The organism is Bacillus sp. JJ1521, from assembly GCF_036965165.1.
GTDB lineage: Bacteria > Bacillota > Bacilli > Bacillales > Bacillaceae_L > Ferdinandcohnia.
Genome location: NZ_JBALOX010000184.1, coordinates 1 through 20,526 on the forward strand (window position 1 = coordinate 1; position 20,526 = coordinate 20,526).

Here is a 20,526-nt window from a genome sequence, read left to right on the forward strand (position 1 = left end):
ATATCGATTAAAATCGGCTTAATGGTTGTTTTTAAGAGTGTCTATTTGACAGGTGCATGTTCATTGGCGGGATATCGGACAGGGGTAGAATTATATCGGACTAAAATCATAATATATCGGACAAACCCATATTCTGCATTTTGTGAATGGTCTTTTTGGCTCACCCCGAGTCAAATTGTCTTAACCACCCGTAATATGGAGTTTGACCAACAGTTGTGAATGTCAGAAAATGCAGTATTGTCCACAGTGTAATTTTATGGTACATTAATCTTAACGTCATATGCGTTCTTGTTCAGGAGGTGTCGTTTTATATGTTGCATGGAATTCTTGTTACATTATTAGTAATCGTATGTGTAGGCTTGATTGTAGTTGTTTTATTACAATCCGGTAAAAGCGCAGGTTTATCAGGGGCTATCTCTGGTGGTGCCGAGCAGTTATTCGGAAAGCAAAAAGCTCGTGGCCTTGACGCAGTTTTACAACGTATTACAGTCGTATTAGCGGTATTATTCTTTGTTCTTACAATTGCAGTATCTTACTTTGAATTATAAAATTTTTCAAAAAGTGGGTTAGACAGGTGATGTCTAACCTTTTTTATTGCGCTTAAAACACACTTTCCGGTACGATAGTAGAATACAGAAAAAATGCGCAAAATATCATAACATAAGTTATCATAAAGGAGTTTTTACATAATGAAGATCAAATTACCTCAACCTTTCTTATTTGAGGGTGGGGAAAAAGCAGTTTTATTATTACATGGATTTACTGGGAATTCAGCAGACGTTCGGATGCTGGGGAGATTCCTTGAGAAAAAAGGCTACACCTGTTATGCACCGATTTTCAAAGGTCACGGCGTACCGCCTGAAGAATTGGTCCATACTGGTCCTGAAGATTGGTGGGAAGACGTAATGGATGCCTATCAGCTTTTAAAAGACAAAGGATACGATGAAATTGCAGTAGCCGGATTGTCACTTGGTGGGGTATTTTCCCTGAAATTGGGTTACACTGTACCTATAAAAGGGATTGTGACAATGTGTGCGCCTATGTATCTCAAGAGCGAAGAAGTTATGTATGAGGGCGTTGTTGAGTTTGCACGGGAATATAAACGATTTGAGGGGAAATCACCTGAGCAAATCGACAAGGAAATTGAAGATTTCAAGAAAACCCCGATGAACACATTAAAAGCGCTGCAGAACCTAATCGCGGAAGTACGTGACAATGTCGATATGATTTATTCCCCGACTTTTGTTGCACAAGCACGTCATGACAAGATGATAAATCCAGATAGTGCGAATATTATTTATGAAGCGGTTGAAAATGATTTTAAAAAGATCAAATGGTATGAGGAATCAGGACATGTCATTACCCTAGACAAAGAACGTGACCAGCTGCATGAGGATGTGTATGCATTTTTAGAGCAGTTAGATTGGTAACGGGAGGGACTATTATGGAACAGGAAATCCAAAAACATATTAAAACATTATTAGACTTTATGAAGGAAGAAGCATACAAACCCTTAACTGTCCAAGAACTTGAGGCCGCCTTTGGAATCTCAGGATCGGAGGATTTTAAGGATTTTGTCAAAGCCCTTGTGGTGATGGAAGAACAGGGATTAGTCGTTCGAACACGTAGTAATCGATACGGTCTTCCTGAAAAAATGAACCTTATCCGCGGAACGGTAACGGGGCATGCAAAGGGATTTGCATTTGTCGTGCCGGAAGATAAAACAATGGACGATGTATTTATTCCGCCAACTGAATTAAAAAATGCTATGCATGGGGATACCGTGCTTGTTCGGATTAACTCAGAATCTTCCGGTCAACGCAAGGAAGGTACAGTTGTTCGAATTATTGAACATGGTATAAAAACAATTGTAGGTACATATACCGAAAGCAAAAGTTTTGGCTTCGTTATTCCAGATGATAAAAAAATCGTCAATGATATTTTTATTCCAAAACAAGCATCGAATGGTGCAATTGAAGGACATAAGGTTGTCGTCAAGCTTGTAACGTATCCGGAAGGTCGGATGAGTGCAGAAGGGGAAGTTGTTCAAATTTTGGGTCACAAAAATGATCCTGGAATTGATATTCTTTCTGTCATTCATAAGCATGGACTTCCAGAGGAGTTTCCGGGTGATGTATTGGGGCAGGCGAATAAGACGCCTGATTCCATCGATCCAAGGGATCTTGAGGATCGACGCGATTTACGAAATGAAGTAATCGTGACAATTGACGGTGCGGATGCAAAAGACTTGGATGATGCAGTAACAGTAACAAAGCTTGAAAATGGCAATTACAAACTTGGAGTACATATTGCGGACGTAACTCATTATGTTACAGAAGGTTCACCTATTGATAAGGAAGCAAGTGACCGTGGAACAAGTATTTATCTTGTGGATCGGGTGATTCCGATGATTCCACACCGTCTTTCTAATGGAATATGTTCTTTAAATCCTAAGGTTGACCGATTAACATTGTCATGTGAGATGGAAGTTGACGGGAACGGTGCTGTTGTTAAGCATGATATTTTTCAAAGTGTCATAAAAACAACAGAAAGAATGACGTATTCTGATGTAAACAGTATTCTTGTCGATAAAGATGAAGAGTTACGTTCACGTTACGAGCCACTTGTACCAATGTTTGAAGACATGGAAAGACTTGCAGCGATCCTTCGTGAAAAACGAATGAAGCGTGGCGCGATCGACTTTGATTTTAAAGAGGCAAAGGTGCTTGTCGATGATGAAGGTGCACCATATGATGTCGTTTTAAGAGAGCGCTCAGTTGGTGAACGTTTAATTGAAGAGTTCATGCTGCTAGCAAACGAAACAGTAGCTGAGCATTTCCATTGGATGAATGTGCCGTTTATTTACCGGATTCACGAGGATCCAAATGAAGAAAAGCTAAGACGATTTTTAGAATTCATTACGAACTTCGGCTATCTTGTTAGGGGAGCCGGAAATTCGATTCATCCACGTGCGTTGCAGGAAGTGATCGAAGCAGTTCAAGGAAAGCCAGAAGAAATGGTTGTATCGACCGTCATGCTACGTTCAATGAAGCAAGCGAAATATGATCCGGAAAGTGTCGGACATTTTGGTCTATCAACTGATTTTTACACACATTTCACTTCACCAATTCGACGTTACCCTGATTTAATCGTGCATCGCTTAATCCGAACCTATTTAATCCAAGGAAAGCTCGATAATCCGACTCAGGATAAATGGAAGGATCGATTACCTGAAATCGCCGAGCATTCCTCCAATATGGAACGACGCGCTGTAGAAGCTGAGCGTGAAACAGATAGCATGAAAAAAGCCGAGTACATGATGGATAAAATCGGAGAGGAATACGATGGCATCATTAGTTCTGTTACAAACTTCGGAATGTTCGTTGAACTTCCGAATACAATTGAAGGACTTGTTCACGTCAGTTACCTCACGGATGATTATTATCGCTATGATGAAAGAAGCTACGCAATGATTGGCGAACGTACAGGGAATATATTCCGAATCGGAGACGAAATTACGGTTCGTGTTATTAGCGTAAATAAGGATGAGCGCTCAGTTGATTTTGAGGTTGTTGGTATGAAAGGCAGCCGCAGGCAGCTCTCTAAGGATAAGCCTCAAATCATCAGGTCCGAAAAAAGAAGTAACCGTCACAAAACAAATGATAATAATGATAAAAAGAAGCAAGATCGTAATAACGAAGGTGAATGGTCTACACGAAAGCCACGTAAGAAAAAGAAGAAATTTGATAATGTACCACCACAGAAAAGTAAAAAGCAGAAGAAGAAAAGATAATCGAGAGTGCTCCACTAATGTGGGGTGCTTTTTTTCTGATTACCTGGAAATTATTAGATAACTATTAGGTAGAATCTTACTAAGGGTAGAAGAGTTCTCACTTGAATTAATGAAGGTGGAAGTGGAGTCTGTCCTTATTGTGAAGCGAAAGAAGAAGTCCCAAGTGATTAATGTACACTTGGGAAGTAATTAAGCGGAGTTGACAATGTTGATCATACAATTTTTTTGTGAAACCTTTATTAGAAACACGATATTTCGAGATTTCACGAACGAATTACGGCTCCTCTTCTAAAATTTGGTGATAGCGACCTTCAAGTAAATTAATGATATTTTTCTGCTGTTGCGCTAATTGCTTAAACATTTGTTTTGCTTGTTGATTCTGGGTTTCTATAGAAAATTGCATTAAACTTGCCTCTACACTTTGAGCTGAAGCTATTGTTCTTTGCATTTGTGTTTGTACAGTCATCCGAACTCACCCATTTCTATCAATTAACATAGTAGTAAATTCCATGTAAAAACGAGAAAAAGAAAAAGGAGACTCACATTTTACTATAATAAAATTGTCCACCTTCATCTATAGTTAGTAGGAAGATATCATCAATATTTTTAAAGCCTAATTCGGCTATTTTCTCCTTCAACCAGCTTATTGTTCCTACTTTTTCTAAATTTTTATGAACCACCTTTCCATCTAAAATCAAGACACTAGGATAGCCTTTTGGAGGTTGTGGGGGTAAATTTAAACCCTTAGGTGTTAACATATCCTCATTACTTTTTCTAATTACACTTATCTGCCCGTTTGATTCCAATACAGCATAATCAATCTGATTTAAATCTGAAGTACCTCTCAACCTGACATCCATAAGTAAAGATTCAACTGTTAATTTTGTCTTTCGTAATTGCTTTTTCAGTATTTGACCATTTTTAATGAGAATCAGCGGTTCATCCTCTATAATGCGACGAAAACGTGGCGTTTTTAGGGCAATATAAGATAACCCTAAGTGTAATGCAGTAATTAAAGTTGCGGCGGCAAGCGGTCCAGCTAAAGGGATTTCTCCCGAAGATAGGGGGTTACCAATGATATCACCGATGATGACTCCAAATAAAAAATCTAAGGGATTAATCGTTCCAATCGAGCGTTGACCAAGTACTTTAATAACGATAAATATGTAGAGATAGACAATAAATGCACGTATTAAAAAGCCCCAAACGGGTAAATCTTTTGCTCCAGACCAAAATTCCAACTCCATTTATAAAACCCCTTTCTTTTCATATTTTCTTTAATTCCACTTTTTGGCCTGATTACGATGATGCAGGTCAATGTATGGAATAATGATTTTAGCATTTTTAAGAAAGCTGGGTTTGGAAATAACAATCAAACCCATTTATTTATTTTTGGATAGAAATAATAACCCAAGAAATGTCTTATCTTGGGTTAAAAACCGAATGATGAATATTGTCATTGATTAAATTGTGGTTCTTCCTGTATGATCTGCTGATAACGACCTTCCAATTGCGTGACAATGTTTTTTTGTTGCTGTGCTAGTTGTTGAAATGTTTGCTTCGCTTGTTGGTTCTGTGTTTCTAAAGCAAATTGTGTCAAGCTTGCCTCTACACTTTGCGCTGAAGCAATAGCAGTTTGCATTTGTGTTTGAACGGTCATTTATCTTCACCCCTTTCCATCATTTAAGTTGCTCATTAATACTAAAAAAATTCCTGTGAATTTTTAAGGAAATACAGGGGAATTTAAAATTAGCATATAAATGAATAAAAAATTGTGGGATCAACTAAATGATTTTCGGTATCAATTAACTTAAAATTAGGGTGATTATTTTGAAAGACTGTGAAAAAATACAAATGGGTTTTTATGAAAGTGCAGATAGTGGAGCCACGGTTTTACCGGTTTCCTATACTGAGTGGGAAGAAAGAGCAAAAGAAAAATTAGCCGCTGGCCCTTTTGGTTATGTGAACGGCGCTGCTGGTGCAGGTGACACGATGAAGGCGAATGTAGATGCCTTTAAACAGTATCGAATTCGTCCGAGAATTTGTCGAGATATTTCCAAGCGAAATTTGGATATCTCATTATTTGGCAGTAAATACCCTGTTCCTTTTTTATTTGCGCCGATTGGAGTGAACTCCATTGTTCATGCTGATGCGGAGGTTCCTCCAGCAAAAGCAGCAGCTTCATTAGGAATTCCGTATATTTTAAGTAATGTTTCGACAACTCCAATGGAAAAAATTGCAGAAGTAATGGGCGATGCTCCAAGATGGTTTCAGCTTTATCCCCCAAAGAATGAAGAATTAACTAAAAGTTTTTTAAAAAGAGCTGAAAAAGCGGGATTTTCTGCTATTGTTGTGACGATTGATTCAACTCTTTTAGGTTGGAGAGAAACAGACCTTCGAAATTCTTTCCTGCCATTTTTAACGGGGAAAGGGATGGGAAATTACTTTACCGATCCTGTTTTCCTCTCAATGCTTGATGAACCACCAGAACAAAATTTAAAGGCCGCGTGCAAAAAAGCATTAGATGAAGGAAACAATGCATGTTTTTCTTGGAAAGATCTCGAATTTATTAAAAAGGAGACCGAACTACCTGTCTTGTTAAAAGGACTCACCCATCCAGACGATGCCGTTTTAGCAGTGGAACACGGAGCAGATGGGATTATCGTATCAAACCACGGTGGACGGCAACTTGATGGTGCAATAGCTACATTAGAGGCACTTCCTTCTGTTTGCGAAGCGGTGGAACATAAAGTTCCCGTTCTGATGGACAGTGGAATTCGTAGGGGGGCTGATATCATCAAGGCATTGGCATTAGGAGCGTCAGCTGTACTTATTGGACGTCCATATATTTATGGTCTTGCAGTAGCAGGAGAAACAGGGGTCAAAGCTGTCATGGAAAACCTCATTGCTGAAACAGAGCTACAGATGGCTATATGTGGAAGGAAATCAATATCAGAAATAGAACAGTCCCTAGTGGTTAAGGTGTAAATAATAGATACTTATTGAGTTACTCAAGAGCTCTTTTTTATGGAAAAAAACGTTATTCGAGAACTCATTTTCTCGAATTGTTTATTTTCAGGAACAAATACAAATTGTTGTCTTATTGATTTTCGGAGGATGAAAAAGATGAGTATGAATATTGGGGATCGTGTAAGTCGTGTGGCTCTGATTGGGACTGGTTTGGTTGGTTCCAGTTATGCGTTTGCTTTAATGAATCAGGGGATTGTCAATGAATTAATCATGATTGATGTAAATGAGGATAAAGCAAAAGGGGATGTACTGGATCTTAACCATGGAAAAGCTTTTACAGGAAATCCTACACTTATAAAATTCGGAACTTATGATGATTGTAGAAATGTGGATCTAGTTGTCATTTGTGCGGGGGCTAATCAAAAACCGGGAGAAACAAGACTTGACCTGGTAGAAAAAAACCTAAAAATATTTAAAGAAATCGTGGAAAACGTGATGGCAAGTGGATTCGATGGAATCTTTCTAGTCGCCACGAATCCAGTTGATATTTTAACATACGCAACATGGAAATATAGCGGTCTACCAAAGGAACGTGTAATAGGTTCTGGAACGATTTTAGATACTGCACGTTTTCGATACTTATTGGGTGATTATTTTAATGTTGCTCCTAAAAATATACATGCTTATATTATTGGGGAACATGGTGACAGTGAATTACCAGTCTATAGCTCAGCATACATAGGAGCACTGCCGATAATAAAATATATGGAAAGAAATGAGAAGTATAAAAAAGAAGATTTAGACGACATCTTTATTCGGGTACGGGATGCTGCTTACGAAATTATTAAAAGTAAAGGAGCAACTTATTACGGAATTGCGATGGGATTGGCACGAATCACCAAAGCCATCTTCTCGAATGAAAATGCGGTGTTAACGGTTTCCGCTCATATGGATGGTCATTATGGACAAGAAAATGTGTATATCGGGGTGCCATGTGTCATAAATCGAAATGGGATCCGCGAAATAATGGAACTGGAGTTAAACGAAGAGGAACAACAAAAGTTTGAAAATAGTGCAAATGTGTTGAAAACAATTCTTGCCCCATTTTTTGATGAGGTGAAACCGAAAAGTTAACTCCGTTAGCGTGGTGAAAATGTATGGAAGCCAAACCACTATCAGATATTGAAAAACTTGCCCTGTCTCGTCGTGATACATTTAAAAATAGCAAATTAATCTACTTTTTACGAGCCGTATTAGCCAGTATGTTTATAGGGTTCGGGGTAATCGTTGCCTTTCGAACAGGCAATTTCTTTTTTGAGCAACAATCACCTGTTGCTTTTCCGATTGCTGCTATCACATTTGGTGCAGCCATTATCCTTATTGCTTATGGTGGGGGAGATTTATTTACTGGAGATACTTTTTATTACACATATGCCGCTCTACGAAAGAAAATGAAGTGGAACATAGTCAGCCAAATGTGGCTCTATAGTTACGTTGGCAATGTAATTGGAGCTATTTTCTTTGCATTTTTAATTTTCATGACTGGGTTGTTTGAAGGAGAATTAGTGAATGAATTACTGCTAACGGTTGCAAAAAATAAAACGCAACTCTCCACTTCTGAACTGTTTTTTCGAGGTATTCTCTGTAACTGGCTCGTGTGTCTCGCTTTTTTCCTGCCAATGGGAATGCGAGGAGACGGACCAAAAATATTATTATGATGTTATTGGTATTTTGCTTTTTCATCTCTGGCTATGAACACAGCATAGCCAATATGTGTACATTTGCTATCTCGTATGTGATGCATCATCCTGACTCTGTCACTGTAAATGGTATTATCCATAATTTAATCCCAGTCACGATTGGAAACTTAATTGGTGGCGGTGGATTTATGGCATGGATGTATTTCTACGCGAATAAAGCGAATATGGGGTGAAATTGAAGATCCAGAGGGTGCTCTGGATCTTTTTTATGAAAAATATTCCAATTCCAAACTGAATCGATTATACTTGTGTAAATTAAAAGGGGGAAATTGGGATGGAGGATTGTTTTATTTGTAGAAAACATAACGGTTTGATTCAAACAGCAGGGGAAACGATATATGAAGACGAGTATGTATTCGTAGGACACATTGATCATAATGCCGAAGACAGTTATTTAGGGCATATCATGATTGATCTTAAAAGACATGCGCAGGGTCTCGCAGATATGACAATGGAGGAAGCGAAGGCATTTGGTATCATTATGGCAAGGGTAAGTAAAGCCTTAAAAGAATCGGAAAAAGCAGAACATATTTATTCTTTCGTCTCAGGAGATGCAGTTCCTCATCTTCACATGCATATCGTACCACGTTATCCGAACACACCAAAAGAGTATTGGGGTCCAGGTGCTGTATATGATTGGCCAGAAGCACCAATGGGGAATAATGAACAGATTGTTCACGTGTGTAAAAGACTAAAAGCTGCCTTGGAGAAAACCAACAATGAATGATTATCATTGGGTTGGTTCACAGAATCATTTCATTGATACATTATCTGTTCAAAAACAAGGGAACATAATGATAGGTCGGTTTGGCGGAAATACTGCAGCAGGTCAATCGAAAAATGAGGACGGCTGTCTTGTCTGGCAAAATGAACAGGAAGATTGGGAGTTCGTAATTCTTTTGGATGCCCACCACACCGCTGAAAGTGCGGAATTGATTTTACAGGAGTTCGTGAAGCGAAAAGGCACAATTAAATCATTGTTTGCAGGGTCACCGAAAGGATCCTTTACGAATATAGAAGAGACGATCCTTAAAATTTTTCAGAATCCAGAATTCTTAGATTCATGCAGGAAAGTTAATGGATCAACTTCTTGCCTCATTGTCCTAAGAAAAGATAAATTCATGTGGTGGTTATCAGTCGGCGATTGTATTTTGTACTTGTTCCATCCCGAACTAGCAAAACTCGGACAATATCAAGTGAATCAACGCCATTTTTTTGAGTGGATTGGCCAGGTTAACACCTTTGAATTACCTGTCCCATGTTACAGCACGGGACGGAAAGAACTTAGAAAAGGACTGAATCATTTATTTTTAACAACAGATGGTTTATTAGAATGTCCTGGTTTACCTTTTGATCACCCTGAAAAAATTCAAAACGTATTTTTAAAAGGTTCAAATGAATACGCCGTTGAATCATTGTTAAAGACAATTCAATCACTTAACGTAAGAGACAGTACAACCATCATTTCTTGGTTTGTAAAGAGTGATCAAGATGCAAGCTTGCCTTGTAATCAATAAGCCTTTCCTTGTGATGTTGTCCAATTTTTGCTAAAATAAGAGGTACCGTCTTAAGGGGGAAATCAATATGCCAAAAGGTGTAGGCAAGGTAATTGCACAAAACAAAAAAGCAAATCATGATTATTTTATCGAAGAAACATATGAAACTGGAATCGTGCTTCAAGGGACTGAAATCAAATCCCTTCGCAATGGCCGTGCAAACCTAAAGGATTCATATGCACGTGTTCATAACGGTGAAATGTTTCTTTATAACCTGCATATTAGCCCTTATGAGCAAGGTAACCGATACAATCATGATCCACTTCGTACACGCAAGCTACTTCTTCATAAAAAAGAAATCAACAAGCTAATTGGTTTAACAAAAGAAGAAGGCTACGCACTTGTGCCAATCAAGATCTATTTGAAAAATGGCTATGCCAAGCTTTTATTGGGTCTTGGTAAAGGGAAGAAAAAGTATGATAAACGTGAAGACCTCAAGAAAAAGGAAGCAAAACGTGATATCGAACGTGCCTTCCGTGAAACACAGAAGATGTAAATGGTAAAACTTACAATAAATTACAATTGAAATTGTAATTACATGTGCTATAATAAGACATGTAGTTGACAATTGAATAGTCAACGAAAGCAAAAACACTTCATCCGAAACACCCAGATAACTGGTGATTAAATTCATCATTATCTTTTAGAATGGATGGCGAATTAGAAGCAAGAAGGTTAAGGAAGCGAAGTGAGTGAGAACCGGAGCGTATTTATACATACGTGAGGATTCGAACGAGCGAGCTTACGCAGAGATTCGCCGCTTATCATTCGACATATGGGGACGCTACGGATTCGACAGGGGTAGTTTGAGCTTAAGTTGCGAGTCGAGGGGATCGGCCTCGTTAAAACGTCAACGCCTATAACTGGCAAAGAAAACAACAACTTCGCTTTAGCTGCTTAATAACAGTCTATAGCGGTTCCTCCCTCCATCGCCCATGTGGTAGGGTCAGGGACTCACTTTAAGTGGGCTACGCCGGAGTTCGCCGTCTGAGGACAAAGGAAGAGAACAACCAGACTAGCTGCTTGGAAGCCTGTCGATAGGCTGAAAAGTTAGCGAAGCGCCAATATATCGACTACACTCGTAGAAGCTTAAGTGCCAATATCTTTGGACGTGGGTTCAACTCCCACCGTCTCCACCAAATACATATACTTGGTGGTTTAATACGAAATTGTGACTTGAACCATAAGTTTGCCGTTTTGGCAAGGTTATGCTTCAATAAACTTTCGGCAAACATATGCTTCAAATTTGTAAGAACTGTAGAAACTAACCTTCTACAGTTCTTTTTATTTTAAATATTAATTATCTAAACAATCATATTTAATGTTAATTAAAGACATCGATTCTAAACTATTTGAACTACTTCCTTTGAAATTTAATTTACCAAGTATTAGCTGCTTCATTATTAGGCGAATTTCTTATTTACCTTTGGCTTATAAGGAATATAGTTGATGGTATCATTCCACATTTCATTAAATTTAACTGACCATTCCTTAGCAACTTTTTTATCCTTTGAAATAATTACCACTTCTTCATTTTTCTTTTCCGCACTATAAGTAAAATTATAAGAACCACTAGTAATAATTTCTTTATCAATTATCATATTTTTTAAATGCATTTTTCCTTCATACGTATTAATTTTAACTGGTATCCCTGCATCTAATAGTTGTTGTAAAGCAGTTTCTTGATATGAATCGTCTTTGTCTGTGATAATTCTTACTTTTACACCTCTATTGGTTGCACTACAAAGGTGAGTCACGATGTTCCTTTCACTAATATAATATACCGCTACATCAATTGTTTCACATGCGTCTTTAATTACCTTTATTAATTCTTTTTGAGGGGACGAACTAGATTTTGAAAAAAAGTACCTTAGATTTGAAACAGTTTTATTATCTAAATTATCATTGTTTATCTGCCCATTGTCTTTATAATATAAATAAGCTGCTGTAGCAATAGTACCTGTTAGTATAACAGCGGAACTTATCAATAAAACCGTATTAATAACTATTCCTCCTTTATCTAAGATGTACAATCTCTTATGTAATAGTATGATTTACATAAATTGTCCAATTACTTTTAAGTTGATTTACTTTTCCTTAATCTTGTTCCGATAAATAAGTAGGATAATAATAAGAGATAAGACGTAATTTCCGTACAATTAACCAATTTATAGTGTATTGATACAGTAAAAGTATTTTGTTTTTATGCAGATTATTTAAGATTCGGCTGGCTACGAATCCTTAAATCAATTAAATTTGCGGCCGCAAAATCGTAAAAATATTAAGAAACTATATTTAAACAGCGACAGATTTTCTGAAAAAACATAATTTGCCTATTTGAAAGATTTATAAGACAATAGTTATAGGATATTAATACCATAATTGGCAAGGCAATGAAGTAACAAATCAAATTAGCAGTTAAGATTAAAACTATTAATATAACAAAAAAGAGGGTGCTTTTTTTGGTATCAGTTACTCGGAGAATTTCCCAGGTTAAACAACCAAGAGGTGGCTATATAAAACCGAAAGATTTTGTTGTTACAGATTTATCAGATGATTATACTTTAAACGAAAATGAAAATATCAATGGTAGCTTAGTAGGAACAGCAGTGGATTATTTAACAAGATTTTTAAATGGTACACCCAAAAAAGAAGTGTTTCGAGTTTCATTAAAGGGAGCATTTAATGTTAAAAAGCCTTTCTTAGCAGATGACCTATTACTCGATATAGAGGGCTTAGATGATACTTCAATTGAAAGTGCATGTAAAATGGTGGGTTTTGATGTAGCCCATCGAGCAGGAGTGATGGGGTATAAACCAGTAGAACTTATTAATACTGATAAGGAAACTATTTCAAATATAAGAATTATGGTGAATAGAGGATTGAATTTTCTCAAACTCTATGGGCCTATTGTAAAAGATGGTTTTACTTTTGAAGGTGGATATACGTCTACTATTAATACTGGTGATGGTGATTTTTTGACAGAAAATACCTTGTGGGATTTTAAAGTTTTAAAATCAGCACCGACTAACAAGCACACTTTACAGTTACTCATATATTATTTAATGGGTGTTCATTCGAACCATTCAGAATTCAAAAAAATTGAGAATTTAGGGATATATAATCCTCGTTTAAATAAAGTCTATTTGTTACCTATAAACACAATATCTAATGAGATTATCAATGAGGTTAATACTACTGTTATAGGTTATTGATGAATATTCCTTTGTATTCAAGAGCTGGACTGTCCATGGACAGTCTTTTTTATTAATAGGCTCTGTTAAAGGTAAATGTTTATATTTGTAATTTAGAATTGGATAAATGTTTTAGTAATTATGAAGTAATATTTTTAAACAAGGTAGAACGAAAATGCTGTTGATGAAATCCTACAAAATAAAGAGGGTATACCACCCATAATTATGGAAAAAGAACTAAATGTAATCGATGGATTTCGTAGATTAGCTGCCCTATTGATAATAGTACATTCCAAGATTAACTTTATTTCAGTAGATACTTTGTTCAAAGTATGCAGTATTAAATTTCAATAAAGGCTTGTACAGTTTCAAATTACAACTCGAATAATTATAGGAGAGTCTTAAAATGAAAAAGAAAATGAACTATTTAATCTTACTTTTAACGTCCATCTTTATAGTTGGTTGTACCAACTATAAAGATGCATCCATTACAGATATAGAAACAGATCCACAAGAAGTAACCACAGTTAAAACAAATAAAAATAGTGAAAAAGAAGAAACTATCACTACGGTTGTTGATGAACCAGTAGTAGAGGAAACACCAACCCAACTAAATAATGAACTGTTCTCAGGATACAAACTTATTGAAGTTGATGGTGGTGATTTGTCTGGATATCGTGAACCTAACGTTGTCGTTGACATCGGTTTTGGGGACCGTGAATATTGGGCATTTACTAATGAATACGGGCAACTAGTACGTGTCATTGCTGAAGAAATCATTCTACAAGATGACAATAACGAGCCTGTAACATCGTCTGGCAGATACTATCACGATGAGGCAAAGGTTCCTGGTGTCGAAAGTGACGTTTTAGATGAAGGACATATCATTGCTGATTCTCTCGGAGGGGTATCGAATGCTTATAATATTACCCCACAAGATAGTACGCTCAACCGACATGGGGATCAAGCCTATATGGAGAGGGTCATTCGGGATGCAGGCGGAGTTACTAATTTTGAAGCGATTATCACATATCCGAATACGAAAACTCAAATTCCCTCAAGTTATCAATACACCTATACAATAAAGGGCAACAAGGTCGTTGATAAATTTGATAACGTTAACCCTGATAAGGTAAACGAATCACTGGGTTTAACAGGTAGCAAGTCTTCCAATTCAACAAATTCAAACACGAATTCAACTAGCTCAAACGAAGACGGTGATCTTTCACGTGTTGATACAAACGGTAATGGGAAGGTAACGATTAAAGAAGCGAAAGATGCAGGTTTTAGTATGCCCATAACGTCTGACCATTGGTTATACAAATACATGGATGATCGTGATGGTGACGGTATGGTAGGTGAGTAAGCTCCTAGAACTTTGAGGCAAAATAAAAGAACGAAAGAACATTTTCCTCGTTAGATAGATGATATGGTGCGGCAAGGGACAGTTGAATTGATTGAAGATAAGAATAAGGTAGATAGTATCTATCGTTTATATAGCAGGATTTAATAGCTTAGCCAATAGCTCAAAAGAAACCGATTTATGTGTAGATGATAAGTTCACTTTTATTCTATTAATTAATAAGGATAAGGAGATTTTAAATGCCAAGTTTATCTAAAAGAAAACTAGAAAGAATTGCTGTGGATGCTATCAATTATGAAGCAAACCGTCCATCTGCTCAATTAGTTGCAAACATTCCAGTAGGAGATAAAGGAATTTCTTTTGATGGTGATATTGAGGTGTATAAAGATCATTCTGAATCGGTAAGTTCTTTAATTGGGAAGGTTCCAGTTCAAGTAAAAGGAACTCAAGTAACGGAATTTACTAATGGTACTCGTACATTCTCCATGGGCTTAGGGCATTTTAAAAATTATTATGACAGCCAAGGAGTTGTTCTTCTCGTCGTTGAAATTAAAAAAAATGGGGATACTAAAATTTTCTATAAACAATTACTGCCTAATGAACTCCGAGAAATATTAAAAGTATACGGAGAGAGAAAAGGACAGAAACAAAGAGTGGTTGAACTTCGTCCCCTTAGTGAAACCACTTTAGATACTGTTTGCAGGAAATTTATTCGTGAGTCTAAGAAACAACCTTCTATTCTTATAGAACGTAATCCTTTTAAAAATGATGAGTTTGATTCTTTTGAATTGACTAGTCTAACTTTCAACCCTAACAAAAACGAAACAAGTAATATTTTTGAGCATGATTTTACAGTGTACGGGATAAAAGAAATATTGAGTATCCCATTAAATCAGGGGCGGATACAATCGGTCACAACAGATATTAATGATACCGTATATTCAAATGGAAATGAATATAACTTTAGTATCAAGGTTACTAAAGAAGAAAATAGGACAATAATTTTAATTGAAGATTCTCTTGAATTAGTTATTAGTGAAAAACAAACAAAATTTAATTTTAAACTCATTAAGTTAAATTCCTTGGCTTCACAATTAAAGATATTACCTTTTGTATTAGATTTCTTAATAAGTTCATCAATGAAATTTAAGCAAATTTCTTTAAAACTAGAAAATATAAATCTTAATAATAAAGAGGATACTATTAAAACTTTTCAAGAATTGCTTTCCACATTTCAAAAGCTAAAAATTATTTTTGAAGGCCTTAACGTATCTGATGATATTACTATAGATAATAGACCCGGTGACCTTGATTTGATAATAGATCAAATCACCTCATTTGTAAGAATGTATTTAGATAAGGATTATAGCAAATTAAAAATTAAAAATCCTGAGCAAGCATGTTTTACTCTTTTTAGAATTGGTAGTTTGCATCTAGTATTTTTCTACAATCCTAAATCGGATAAACGTCTTATTAATGCTTTTTCAGAAGAGTTATTAAAAAATGATACACGTTTAAGTGTAGGTGGGGATACATTCCCACACAGTCCTTATACAATGCTTACTGACCTTGCATTAGCACATGGAGTTAATGTTAACCTTGATATTATCAATAGATCATTTAATAGTTTTGACCCATTTTTTAACGATATAACCGCTAATTTTACTAATAACTTTTGTCTAATGTGTATTAACGCCTTTGACCTTTCGGATAATACTAATCTCTTGCATTTAGTAAATCATATTTATGATTTTTATAAGGGGCACAATTTAGATGAAAGTATCTATTTTATTAATAAGTCTCAGATAAATTATAGACTTCAAGGATTTATTAATGAAAAATATATAGAAAAATTAATTAAACTAAAGCAGTCAGACTCCACTAATACAGAATTACAATACTGCACAAGCGTATTACTTGAAAGTAGGCATGAAGCGCAATTGTACTACAAACAATTAGGTACCGAAAAACAGAAATTTTATAATAAGTTGCCAATAAATTATCTTTACAGAAAACTTATTGAAGAGCGTTAAAGCATTTTATTTACTAGAGAAAGACTTTTAAATAATTTAATATTACACATAAAAAATGTATTATACACGAAATGACAATATTCGACACTAGGAGTGAACCTATTTTGTCAAATTCAAGACAGCATATGCAGCATAAGAAAAGTCTTTAATGATAATGTGTCTTTATCACCACATAAATTGAGACATACATACGCTACGAACTTATTAGAAATATCGAATGATCTTACCATTGTTATGAAGCAATTAGGTCATACGTCTACCACAACTATTATGCTATATGTTCATTCTACTCAAGCCAAGGCGAAATGTGCTGCAGATGCAATGAGTAAACGTAGAAAGATTAAAGAAACTGTTAAATAAAGTAAGGAGTAACGGTATGAAAATTGGATTAAACGAAATATTGTTAGGCGCTCAACTCTATCGTAATTATAAGATGGAGGGTAGTTTTTTAGGGAGACTATTCCTTTTTTTGTTTTATAGTTTTGTTGCTTTTTTAGGATTATTCGTTATAGCTTTAATTTTCGGTGCAGGATATTGGGTCATATCTAAGGTCAAGATGTTCTTTCACTTTATGTACGACTTCACCATTGTAAAAGTTATATTCTACCCTGCTACGTTTGACGTTGTTCATGGGATTTTTGTTGAACATCCATTTTTGAGAGCTATCATACTTTTTGTTATAACTCTAGCATTGTTGGGAATTTCATCAAAATTGGGTTGGGTTAAGAGTGAAATTATTTTAGTTTCAATAATGCTTTTATTAACTATATGTGCTTTGGTTACTCTTGTAAGAGCTGGTTATTATGCCGGAGTGGGTATTAACATGAAGGTTGTTGGTGAAGAAAACTACTCTAGCAAAGAACATATTGTTAGAAAGATGGATATTGATATTATTACACAGGAAACTTTACCTTATGAACCCATACATTATAATTTCGTAAACTCTGAGGAAGATCCGAAGATTACAGATTTGAATGGAAAATCGTATTTGAATACGTTTTGGGTTTATCTAGGAAAAGAGATAGATAGTAGCGAGAAGGTTCCAACCTTGGATTTCTCTTTAGAACCAGATGCCTTTTGGTTTAGTAAGGTAGAGGAAATGGACTATTTTGAAGGAGTGTTATCACTAGCTGATAGACCAGATGCTACCAACCCTAATAGTTCAATGATTACATTGAATTTTGTAGGTGATGGTAAGATTCTAGATACATATACAGTTAATAGTGGCTCAGAGCCAATAAACGTTAAGGTTGATATTAAGGAAATTAAAGAGGAATTTATTATAGCTTTTCAATCGGATAATAATGGAGATACAGTTGTAGCCTTATTTGAACCTCGTTTTACGAAAGAAAAGTAGTACAGAGATGAGGTGACCTTTTGGTTATAAGCAGACAAAACAGTGAGTGGTTGAAAATCATAGGGATTGTAACGATGGTTATTGACCTTATTGGATATTGACACGTTACCAGATTTCGCTGGAGTACAATTAGAAGATTTAGAGTTACATCAACAGGGAGAAGTAAAATATTATTTACTAACTCCTAAGCAATATCTATCTGTTTACGAGTCTTCATCTAAGGATAGTTACCGAGCAGATAAAAATAATCTTAAAAAAATTGAATTCTTAAAAAAGTACGATATTAAAATGACCAAACTTTTTTGTGCCAACGGGTGCGTTGATCCAAGAAGGATTAATGCACTTTTTTATTGAAGTTATTCAACTAAAGGGCAGTTTTGTTGAACAAGAAAGGTCAATTAAAGAAATAAGTTTGTTTCTTAATAAATGTCCTTAACCAAAAGATTCCCTATAAAATAGGGAATTAAAGCATATGTCACAGAGGACCTATGCTTTAGAGTTAATTTAAAGCGATCTTCACCTAGGTTAAGACGATTATATTCAAAGGGTAACATAAATGGAAGTGCTGATGGGGAGCAGCAATAATATTAACAATTGCAAAAATCATTTATGTGTTTTACACAAAAATGAAATTAACGGAGAAAAAAAGTAGGTCCTTTGTTTCCTAGGCTTATTATAATGCAGTTAATTTGTTTTAAATTTATACAATTTCTTCCCAAGGAATTTCTACGTAACAATTAAATTAATCTTCGCAATTGGACGCGATTGTGGAATAATACTTAGATATTATACGAATTTATTATTTACGGCAATAATTTTTACTTAGCCAACTGTATCAAAAGTTAAGCCATTTTATTTTTACACCATCTTCATTTGGGGATGGTGTAATGTGTTTTTTGGTTTCAAAATTAATCGGTTTTATTATCATTACACAAAAATTATGTAAAACATGGTAAGTAAGATAAATAATATATGCACTCAACTAACGGAGCAGTTTAATTTAATTAGAAAATAGGCAATTATTAGTTTCATTTGAATTACTAGTTTCATTTAATATGTTACGGGGACAATCAATCCACCGAATATGAACGCAAAGAGAGGTGAATTTAAATGAACACTAATAAGGCAAAAGAATTACTCACGAACGCACTAGAACGTCTAGCAAAGGCAACGGCGTTAAAAGACGCTGCAAAGAAAGACCTAGATAAAGCAAAAACAGACCTAAAAAATGTAGAAAAGAGAGCAGAAGAAGCATTAAGACTTAACAATGAAGCAGTAGCTCGTCTAAACGACGCGGACGAAAAGATAAGCAAGGCGATGGAAGACATCGAGAAGGCACGGAAATTCTTGTAATAAATTACCTTATAAAGAGTAAAAAACGAATTCAACAATGTATTTTGTAGTAAATGGGACTTTTGCGACTAAAAAGCATAAGTCCTTGTTGCGTTAAAGTGTGCGTTGATCCAAGAAGGATTACGCACCTTTTTGGTGAATTTATTGAATTAACGGTGCAGTTTAATGAAAGTAGCTATCTAAATTTTCTAATGTAATGTATAAATGAATAGGATATTACGATTTTATAGGGGGATATTTATGGCTTTAAAATATAAATGTTTAATCTGAGACCACGTTGATACAGCAGTAAAAAGCACACCGAATATACATTATCCATCATTTGTAGAGGCTCTTAAATACTTGCGCCCAAATGATAAACCTATTAATTTTGAAGATTTTGTTAGATACTGTTTCAATCCAGGTTTTTCTCCTTTATGTAAAGACATCATTAAATTCACAGAGGAAGAGCAAAAACATCAGCAAGTAGTATGGAAAAAATATACCGAATTAACTGTTCCAGACTTCTATGAACTGTTTGCAGAGACAATTCAAGAATTTAAAAAAACAAGGTGGAATTGTGACGGTTGTTTCTCATTCTGAGAGAAACCGAATTGAAAGAGATTATTCTATTCATTGTGGATTTGTGCCAGACGCAATCTTTGGATGGGAACTTCCTGAACAGCAGAGAAAACCACATCCATATCCAATTAAGGAAATTTTAAAACGCTTTAATCTTCAAAAAACTGAAGCACTAATGTTGGATGACCTAAAGCCTGGATTGGAGATGGCGAGAAGTTGTAATGTAGATTTTGCCGCTGCTGGCTGGTCACACGGTATTCTTGAAATTAACCAGCAGATGAAATCAGAATCGAAATATTATTTTGAAACAGTAGAAGAATTCAATCGTTTAGTATTGAGTAAATAACAAAGAGCATTTATTCAAGTAACGGGTGCGTTGATCCAAGAAGGATTAAGGCACCTTTTTGTTAAAGTTATTAAGCTAAACCAGCTAATAGTTTGTCAATATTTTTCAATAAAAACTTAAATTATCTCATGTTATACTAAATTTACGTATGCCAAATAACCCTCCAATGTACTATGTTTGGAAAGTTTTGGTCCGTTTAGTTATTTTTAAAAATTAGGCTAGATCTTGGAAAGCCGATTT

The 20,526-nt window shown here is 35.5% G+C and carries 20 protein-coding genes, 1 other RNA gene and 1 pseudogene; 18 read left to right on the forward strand and 4 right to left on the reverse strand.

The features are described 5' to 3' along the window. The 4 genes from V7147_RS20935 to rnr form a co-directional block, all read left to right on the forward strand. Positions 1-219, forward strand: a 219-nt coding sequence (locus V7147_RS20935; protein WP_335369746.1) for a hypothetical protein, incomplete at its 5' end; no start/stop codon positions are given. Between the two features lie 95 nt (positions 220-314). Then, a complete protein-coding gene (gene secG, locus V7147_RS20940; protein WP_335369765.1) occupies positions 315-548 on the forward strand; it encodes a preprotein translocase subunit SecG in 234 nt (77 codons plus the stop codon). Between the two features lie 141 nt (positions 549-689). Beyond that, on the forward strand, positions 690-1,430 hold the full coding sequence (locus V7147_RS20945) for an alpha/beta hydrolase (protein WP_335369747.1): 741 nt from the start codon (positions 690-692) through the stop codon (positions 1,428-1,430). Positions 1,431-1,444: 14 nt separating this feature from the next. Beyond that, complete coding sequence (gene rnr, locus V7147_RS20950; protein ID WP_335369748.1) at positions 1,445-3,793, forward strand: ribonuclease R; 2,349 nt, start codon at positions 1,445-1,447, stop codon at positions 3,791-3,793. A 274-nt stretch (positions 3,794-4,067) separates the two neighbouring features. Here rnr and V7147_RS20955 read toward each other — a convergent pair whose 3' ends face one another. The 3 genes from V7147_RS20955 to V7147_RS20965 all read right to left on the reverse strand — a co-directional run bounded on the left by V7147_RS20955 (position 4,068) and on the right by V7147_RS20965 (position 5,453). Then, positions 4,068-4,259 carry a DUF1657 domain-containing protein gene (locus tag V7147_RS20955; protein ID WP_335369749.1) on the reverse strand — a complete coding sequence of 64 codons (192 nt, stop codon included), beginning with the start codon at positions 4,257-4,259 and terminating at the stop codon, positions 4,068-4,070. A gap of 73 nt (positions 4,260-4,332) precedes the next feature. Then, positions 4,333-5,040, reverse strand: a complete 708-nt coding sequence (locus tag V7147_RS20960; RefSeq protein ID WP_335369750.1) for a DUF421 domain-containing protein — start codon at positions 5,038-5,040, stop codon at positions 4,333-4,335. A gap of 209 nt (positions 5,041-5,249) precedes the next feature. Then, a complete protein-coding gene (locus V7147_RS20965; protein ID WP_335369751.1) occupies positions 5,250-5,453 on the reverse strand; it encodes a DUF1657 domain-containing protein in 204 nt (67 codons plus the stop codon). A 167-nt stretch (positions 5,454-5,620) separates the two neighbouring features. On the opposite strand from V7147_RS20965, the gene V7147_RS20970 reads away from it, so the two are divergent. The 7 genes and pseudogenes from V7147_RS20970 to ssrA all read left to right on the forward strand — a co-directional run bounded on the left by V7147_RS20970 (position 5,621) and on the right by ssrA (position 11,218). Further along, on the forward strand, positions 5,621-6,781 hold the full coding sequence (locus V7147_RS20970; protein ID WP_438824620.1) for an alpha-hydroxy-acid oxidizing protein: 1,161 nt from the start codon (positions 5,621-5,623) through the stop codon (positions 6,779-6,781). Positions 6,782-6,910: 129 nt separating this feature from the next. Further along, on the forward strand, positions 6,911-7,897 hold the full coding sequence (locus V7147_RS20975) for an L-lactate dehydrogenase (RefSeq protein ID WP_438824619.1): 987 nt from the start codon (positions 6,911-6,913) through the stop codon (positions 7,895-7,897). 23 nt (positions 7,898-7,920) lie between these two features. Next, positions 7,921-8,696, forward strand: a pseudogene (locus V7147_RS20980) (formate/nitrite transporter family protein). A 101-nt stretch (positions 8,697-8,797) separates the two neighbouring features. Continuing rightward, on the forward strand, positions 8,798-9,250 hold the full coding sequence (locus tag V7147_RS20985) for an HIT family protein (protein WP_335369754.1): 453 nt from the start codon (positions 8,798-8,800) through the stop codon (positions 9,248-9,250). Continuing rightward, the gene (locus V7147_RS20990) at positions 9,243-10,040 is read left to right on the forward strand and encodes a protein phosphatase 2C domain-containing protein (RefSeq protein ID WP_335369755.1); all 798 of its coding nucleotides are present in this window, start codon (positions 9,243-9,245) and stop codon (positions 10,038-10,040) included. The genes V7147_RS20985 and V7147_RS20990 overlap by 8 nt, the downstream gene beginning before the upstream one ends. Positions 10,041-10,107: 67 nt before the next feature. Beyond that, a complete protein-coding gene (gene smpB, locus V7147_RS20995; RefSeq protein WP_335369756.1) occupies positions 10,108-10,575 on the forward strand; it encodes an SsrA-binding protein SmpB in 468 nt (155 codons plus the stop codon). 281 nt (positions 10,576-10,856) lie between these two features. Further along, positions 10,857-11,218: a transfer-messenger RNA gene (gene ssrA / locus V7147_RS21000) on the forward strand. 264 nt (positions 11,219-11,482) lie between these two features. On the opposite strand, the gene V7147_RS21005 is transcribed toward ssrA, so the two are convergent. Beyond that, positions 11,483-12,112 (reverse strand): phospholipase D-like domain-containing protein, encoded by a 630-nt coding sequence (locus V7147_RS21005; RefSeq protein WP_335369757.1) that lies wholly within the window; start codon positions 12,110-12,112, stop codon positions 11,483-11,485. A 420-nt stretch (positions 12,113-12,532) separates the two neighbouring features. Here V7147_RS21005 and V7147_RS21010 point away from each other — a divergent pair, with 420 nt between their 5' ends. The 7 genes from V7147_RS21010 (at position 12,533) to V7147_RS21040 (ending at position 20,286) form a co-directional block, all read left to right on the forward strand. After that, positions 12,533-13,294, forward strand: a complete 762-nt coding sequence (locus V7147_RS21010; protein ID WP_335369758.1) for a hypothetical protein — start codon at positions 12,533-12,535, stop codon at positions 13,292-13,294. 385 nt (positions 13,295-13,679) lie between these two features. Further along, positions 13,680-14,639 carry a DNA/RNA non-specific endonuclease gene (locus tag V7147_RS21015; protein WP_335369759.1) on the forward strand — a complete coding sequence of 320 codons (960 nt, stop codon included), beginning with the start codon at positions 13,680-13,682 and terminating at the stop codon, positions 14,637-14,639. Positions 14,640-14,875: 236 nt separating this feature from the next. Next, positions 14,876-16,669, forward strand: a complete 1,794-nt coding sequence (locus V7147_RS21020) for a hypothetical protein (RefSeq protein ID WP_335369760.1) — start codon at positions 14,876-14,878, stop codon at positions 16,667-16,669. Between the two features lie 93 nt (positions 16,670-16,762). Further along, positions 16,763-17,029 carry a tyrosine-type recombinase/integrase gene (locus V7147_RS21025; protein WP_335369761.1) on the forward strand — a complete coding sequence of 89 codons (267 nt, stop codon included), beginning with the start codon at positions 16,763-16,765 and terminating at the stop codon, positions 17,027-17,029. Between the two features lie 16 nt (positions 17,030-17,045). Continuing rightward, complete coding sequence (locus V7147_RS21030; RefSeq protein WP_335369762.1) at positions 17,046-18,026, forward strand: hypothetical protein; 981 nt, start codon at positions 17,046-17,048, stop codon at positions 18,024-18,026. A gap of 1,110 nt (positions 18,027-19,136) precedes the next feature. Further along, positions 19,137-19,379: a hypothetical protein gene (locus tag V7147_RS21035; protein WP_335369763.1), complete on the forward strand. Its 243-nt coding sequence runs from the start codon at positions 19,137-19,139 to the stop codon at positions 19,377-19,379. A 559-nt stretch (positions 19,380-19,938) separates the two neighbouring features. Continuing rightward, on the forward strand, positions 19,939-20,286 hold the full coding sequence (locus V7147_RS21040) for an HAD family hydrolase (RefSeq protein ID WP_335369764.1): 348 nt from the start codon (positions 19,939-19,941) through the stop codon (positions 20,284-20,286). Positions 20,287-20,526 lie beyond the last annotated feature (240 nt).

Coding starts and splice junctions, on each gene's coding strand:
- V7147_RS20945 (WP_335369747.1), top strand. CDS start 690: ATGAAGATCAAATTACCTCAACCTTTCTTATTTGAGGGTGGGGAAAAA.
- rnr (WP_335369748.1), top strand. CDS start 1,445: ATGGAACAGGAAATCCAAAAACATATTAAAACATTATTAGACTTTATG.
- V7147_RS20955 (WP_335369749.1), bottom strand. CDS start 4,259: ATGACTGTACAAACACAAATGCAAAGAACAATAGCTTCAGCTCAAAGT.
- V7147_RS20960 (WP_335369750.1), bottom strand. CDS start 5,040: ATGGAGTTGGAATTTTGGTCTGGAGCAAAAGATTTACCCGTTTGGGGC.
- V7147_RS20965 (WP_335369751.1), bottom strand. CDS start 5,453: ATGACCGTTCAAACACAAATGCAAACTGCTATTGCTTCAGCGCAAAGT.
- V7147_RS20975 (WP_438824619.1), top strand. CDS start 6,911: ATGAAAAAGATGAGTATGAATATTGGGGATCGTGTAAGTCGTGTGGCT.
- V7147_RS20985 (WP_335369754.1), top strand. CDS start 8,798: ATGGAGGATTGTTTTATTTGTAGAAAACATAACGGTTTGATTCAAACA.
- V7147_RS20990 (WP_335369755.1), top strand. CDS start 9,243: ATGAATGATTATCATTGGGTTGGTTCACAGAATCATTTCATTGATACA.
- smpB (WP_335369756.1), top strand. CDS start 10,108: ATGCCAAAAGGTGTAGGCAAGGTAATTGCACAAAACAAAAAAGCAAAT.
- V7147_RS21015 (WP_335369759.1), top strand. CDS start 13,680: ATGAAAAAGAAAATGAACTATTTAATCTTACTTTTAACGTCCATCTTT.
- V7147_RS21020 (WP_335369760.1), top strand. CDS start 14,876: ATGCCAAGTTTATCTAAAAGAAAACTAGAAAGAATTGCTGTGGATGCT.
- V7147_RS21030 (WP_335369762.1), top strand. CDS start 17,046: ATGAAAATTGGATTAAACGAAATATTGTTAGGCGCTCAACTCTATCGT.
- V7147_RS21035 (WP_335369763.1), top strand. CDS start 19,137: ATGAACACTAATAAGGCAAAAGAATTACTCACGAACGCACTAGAACGT.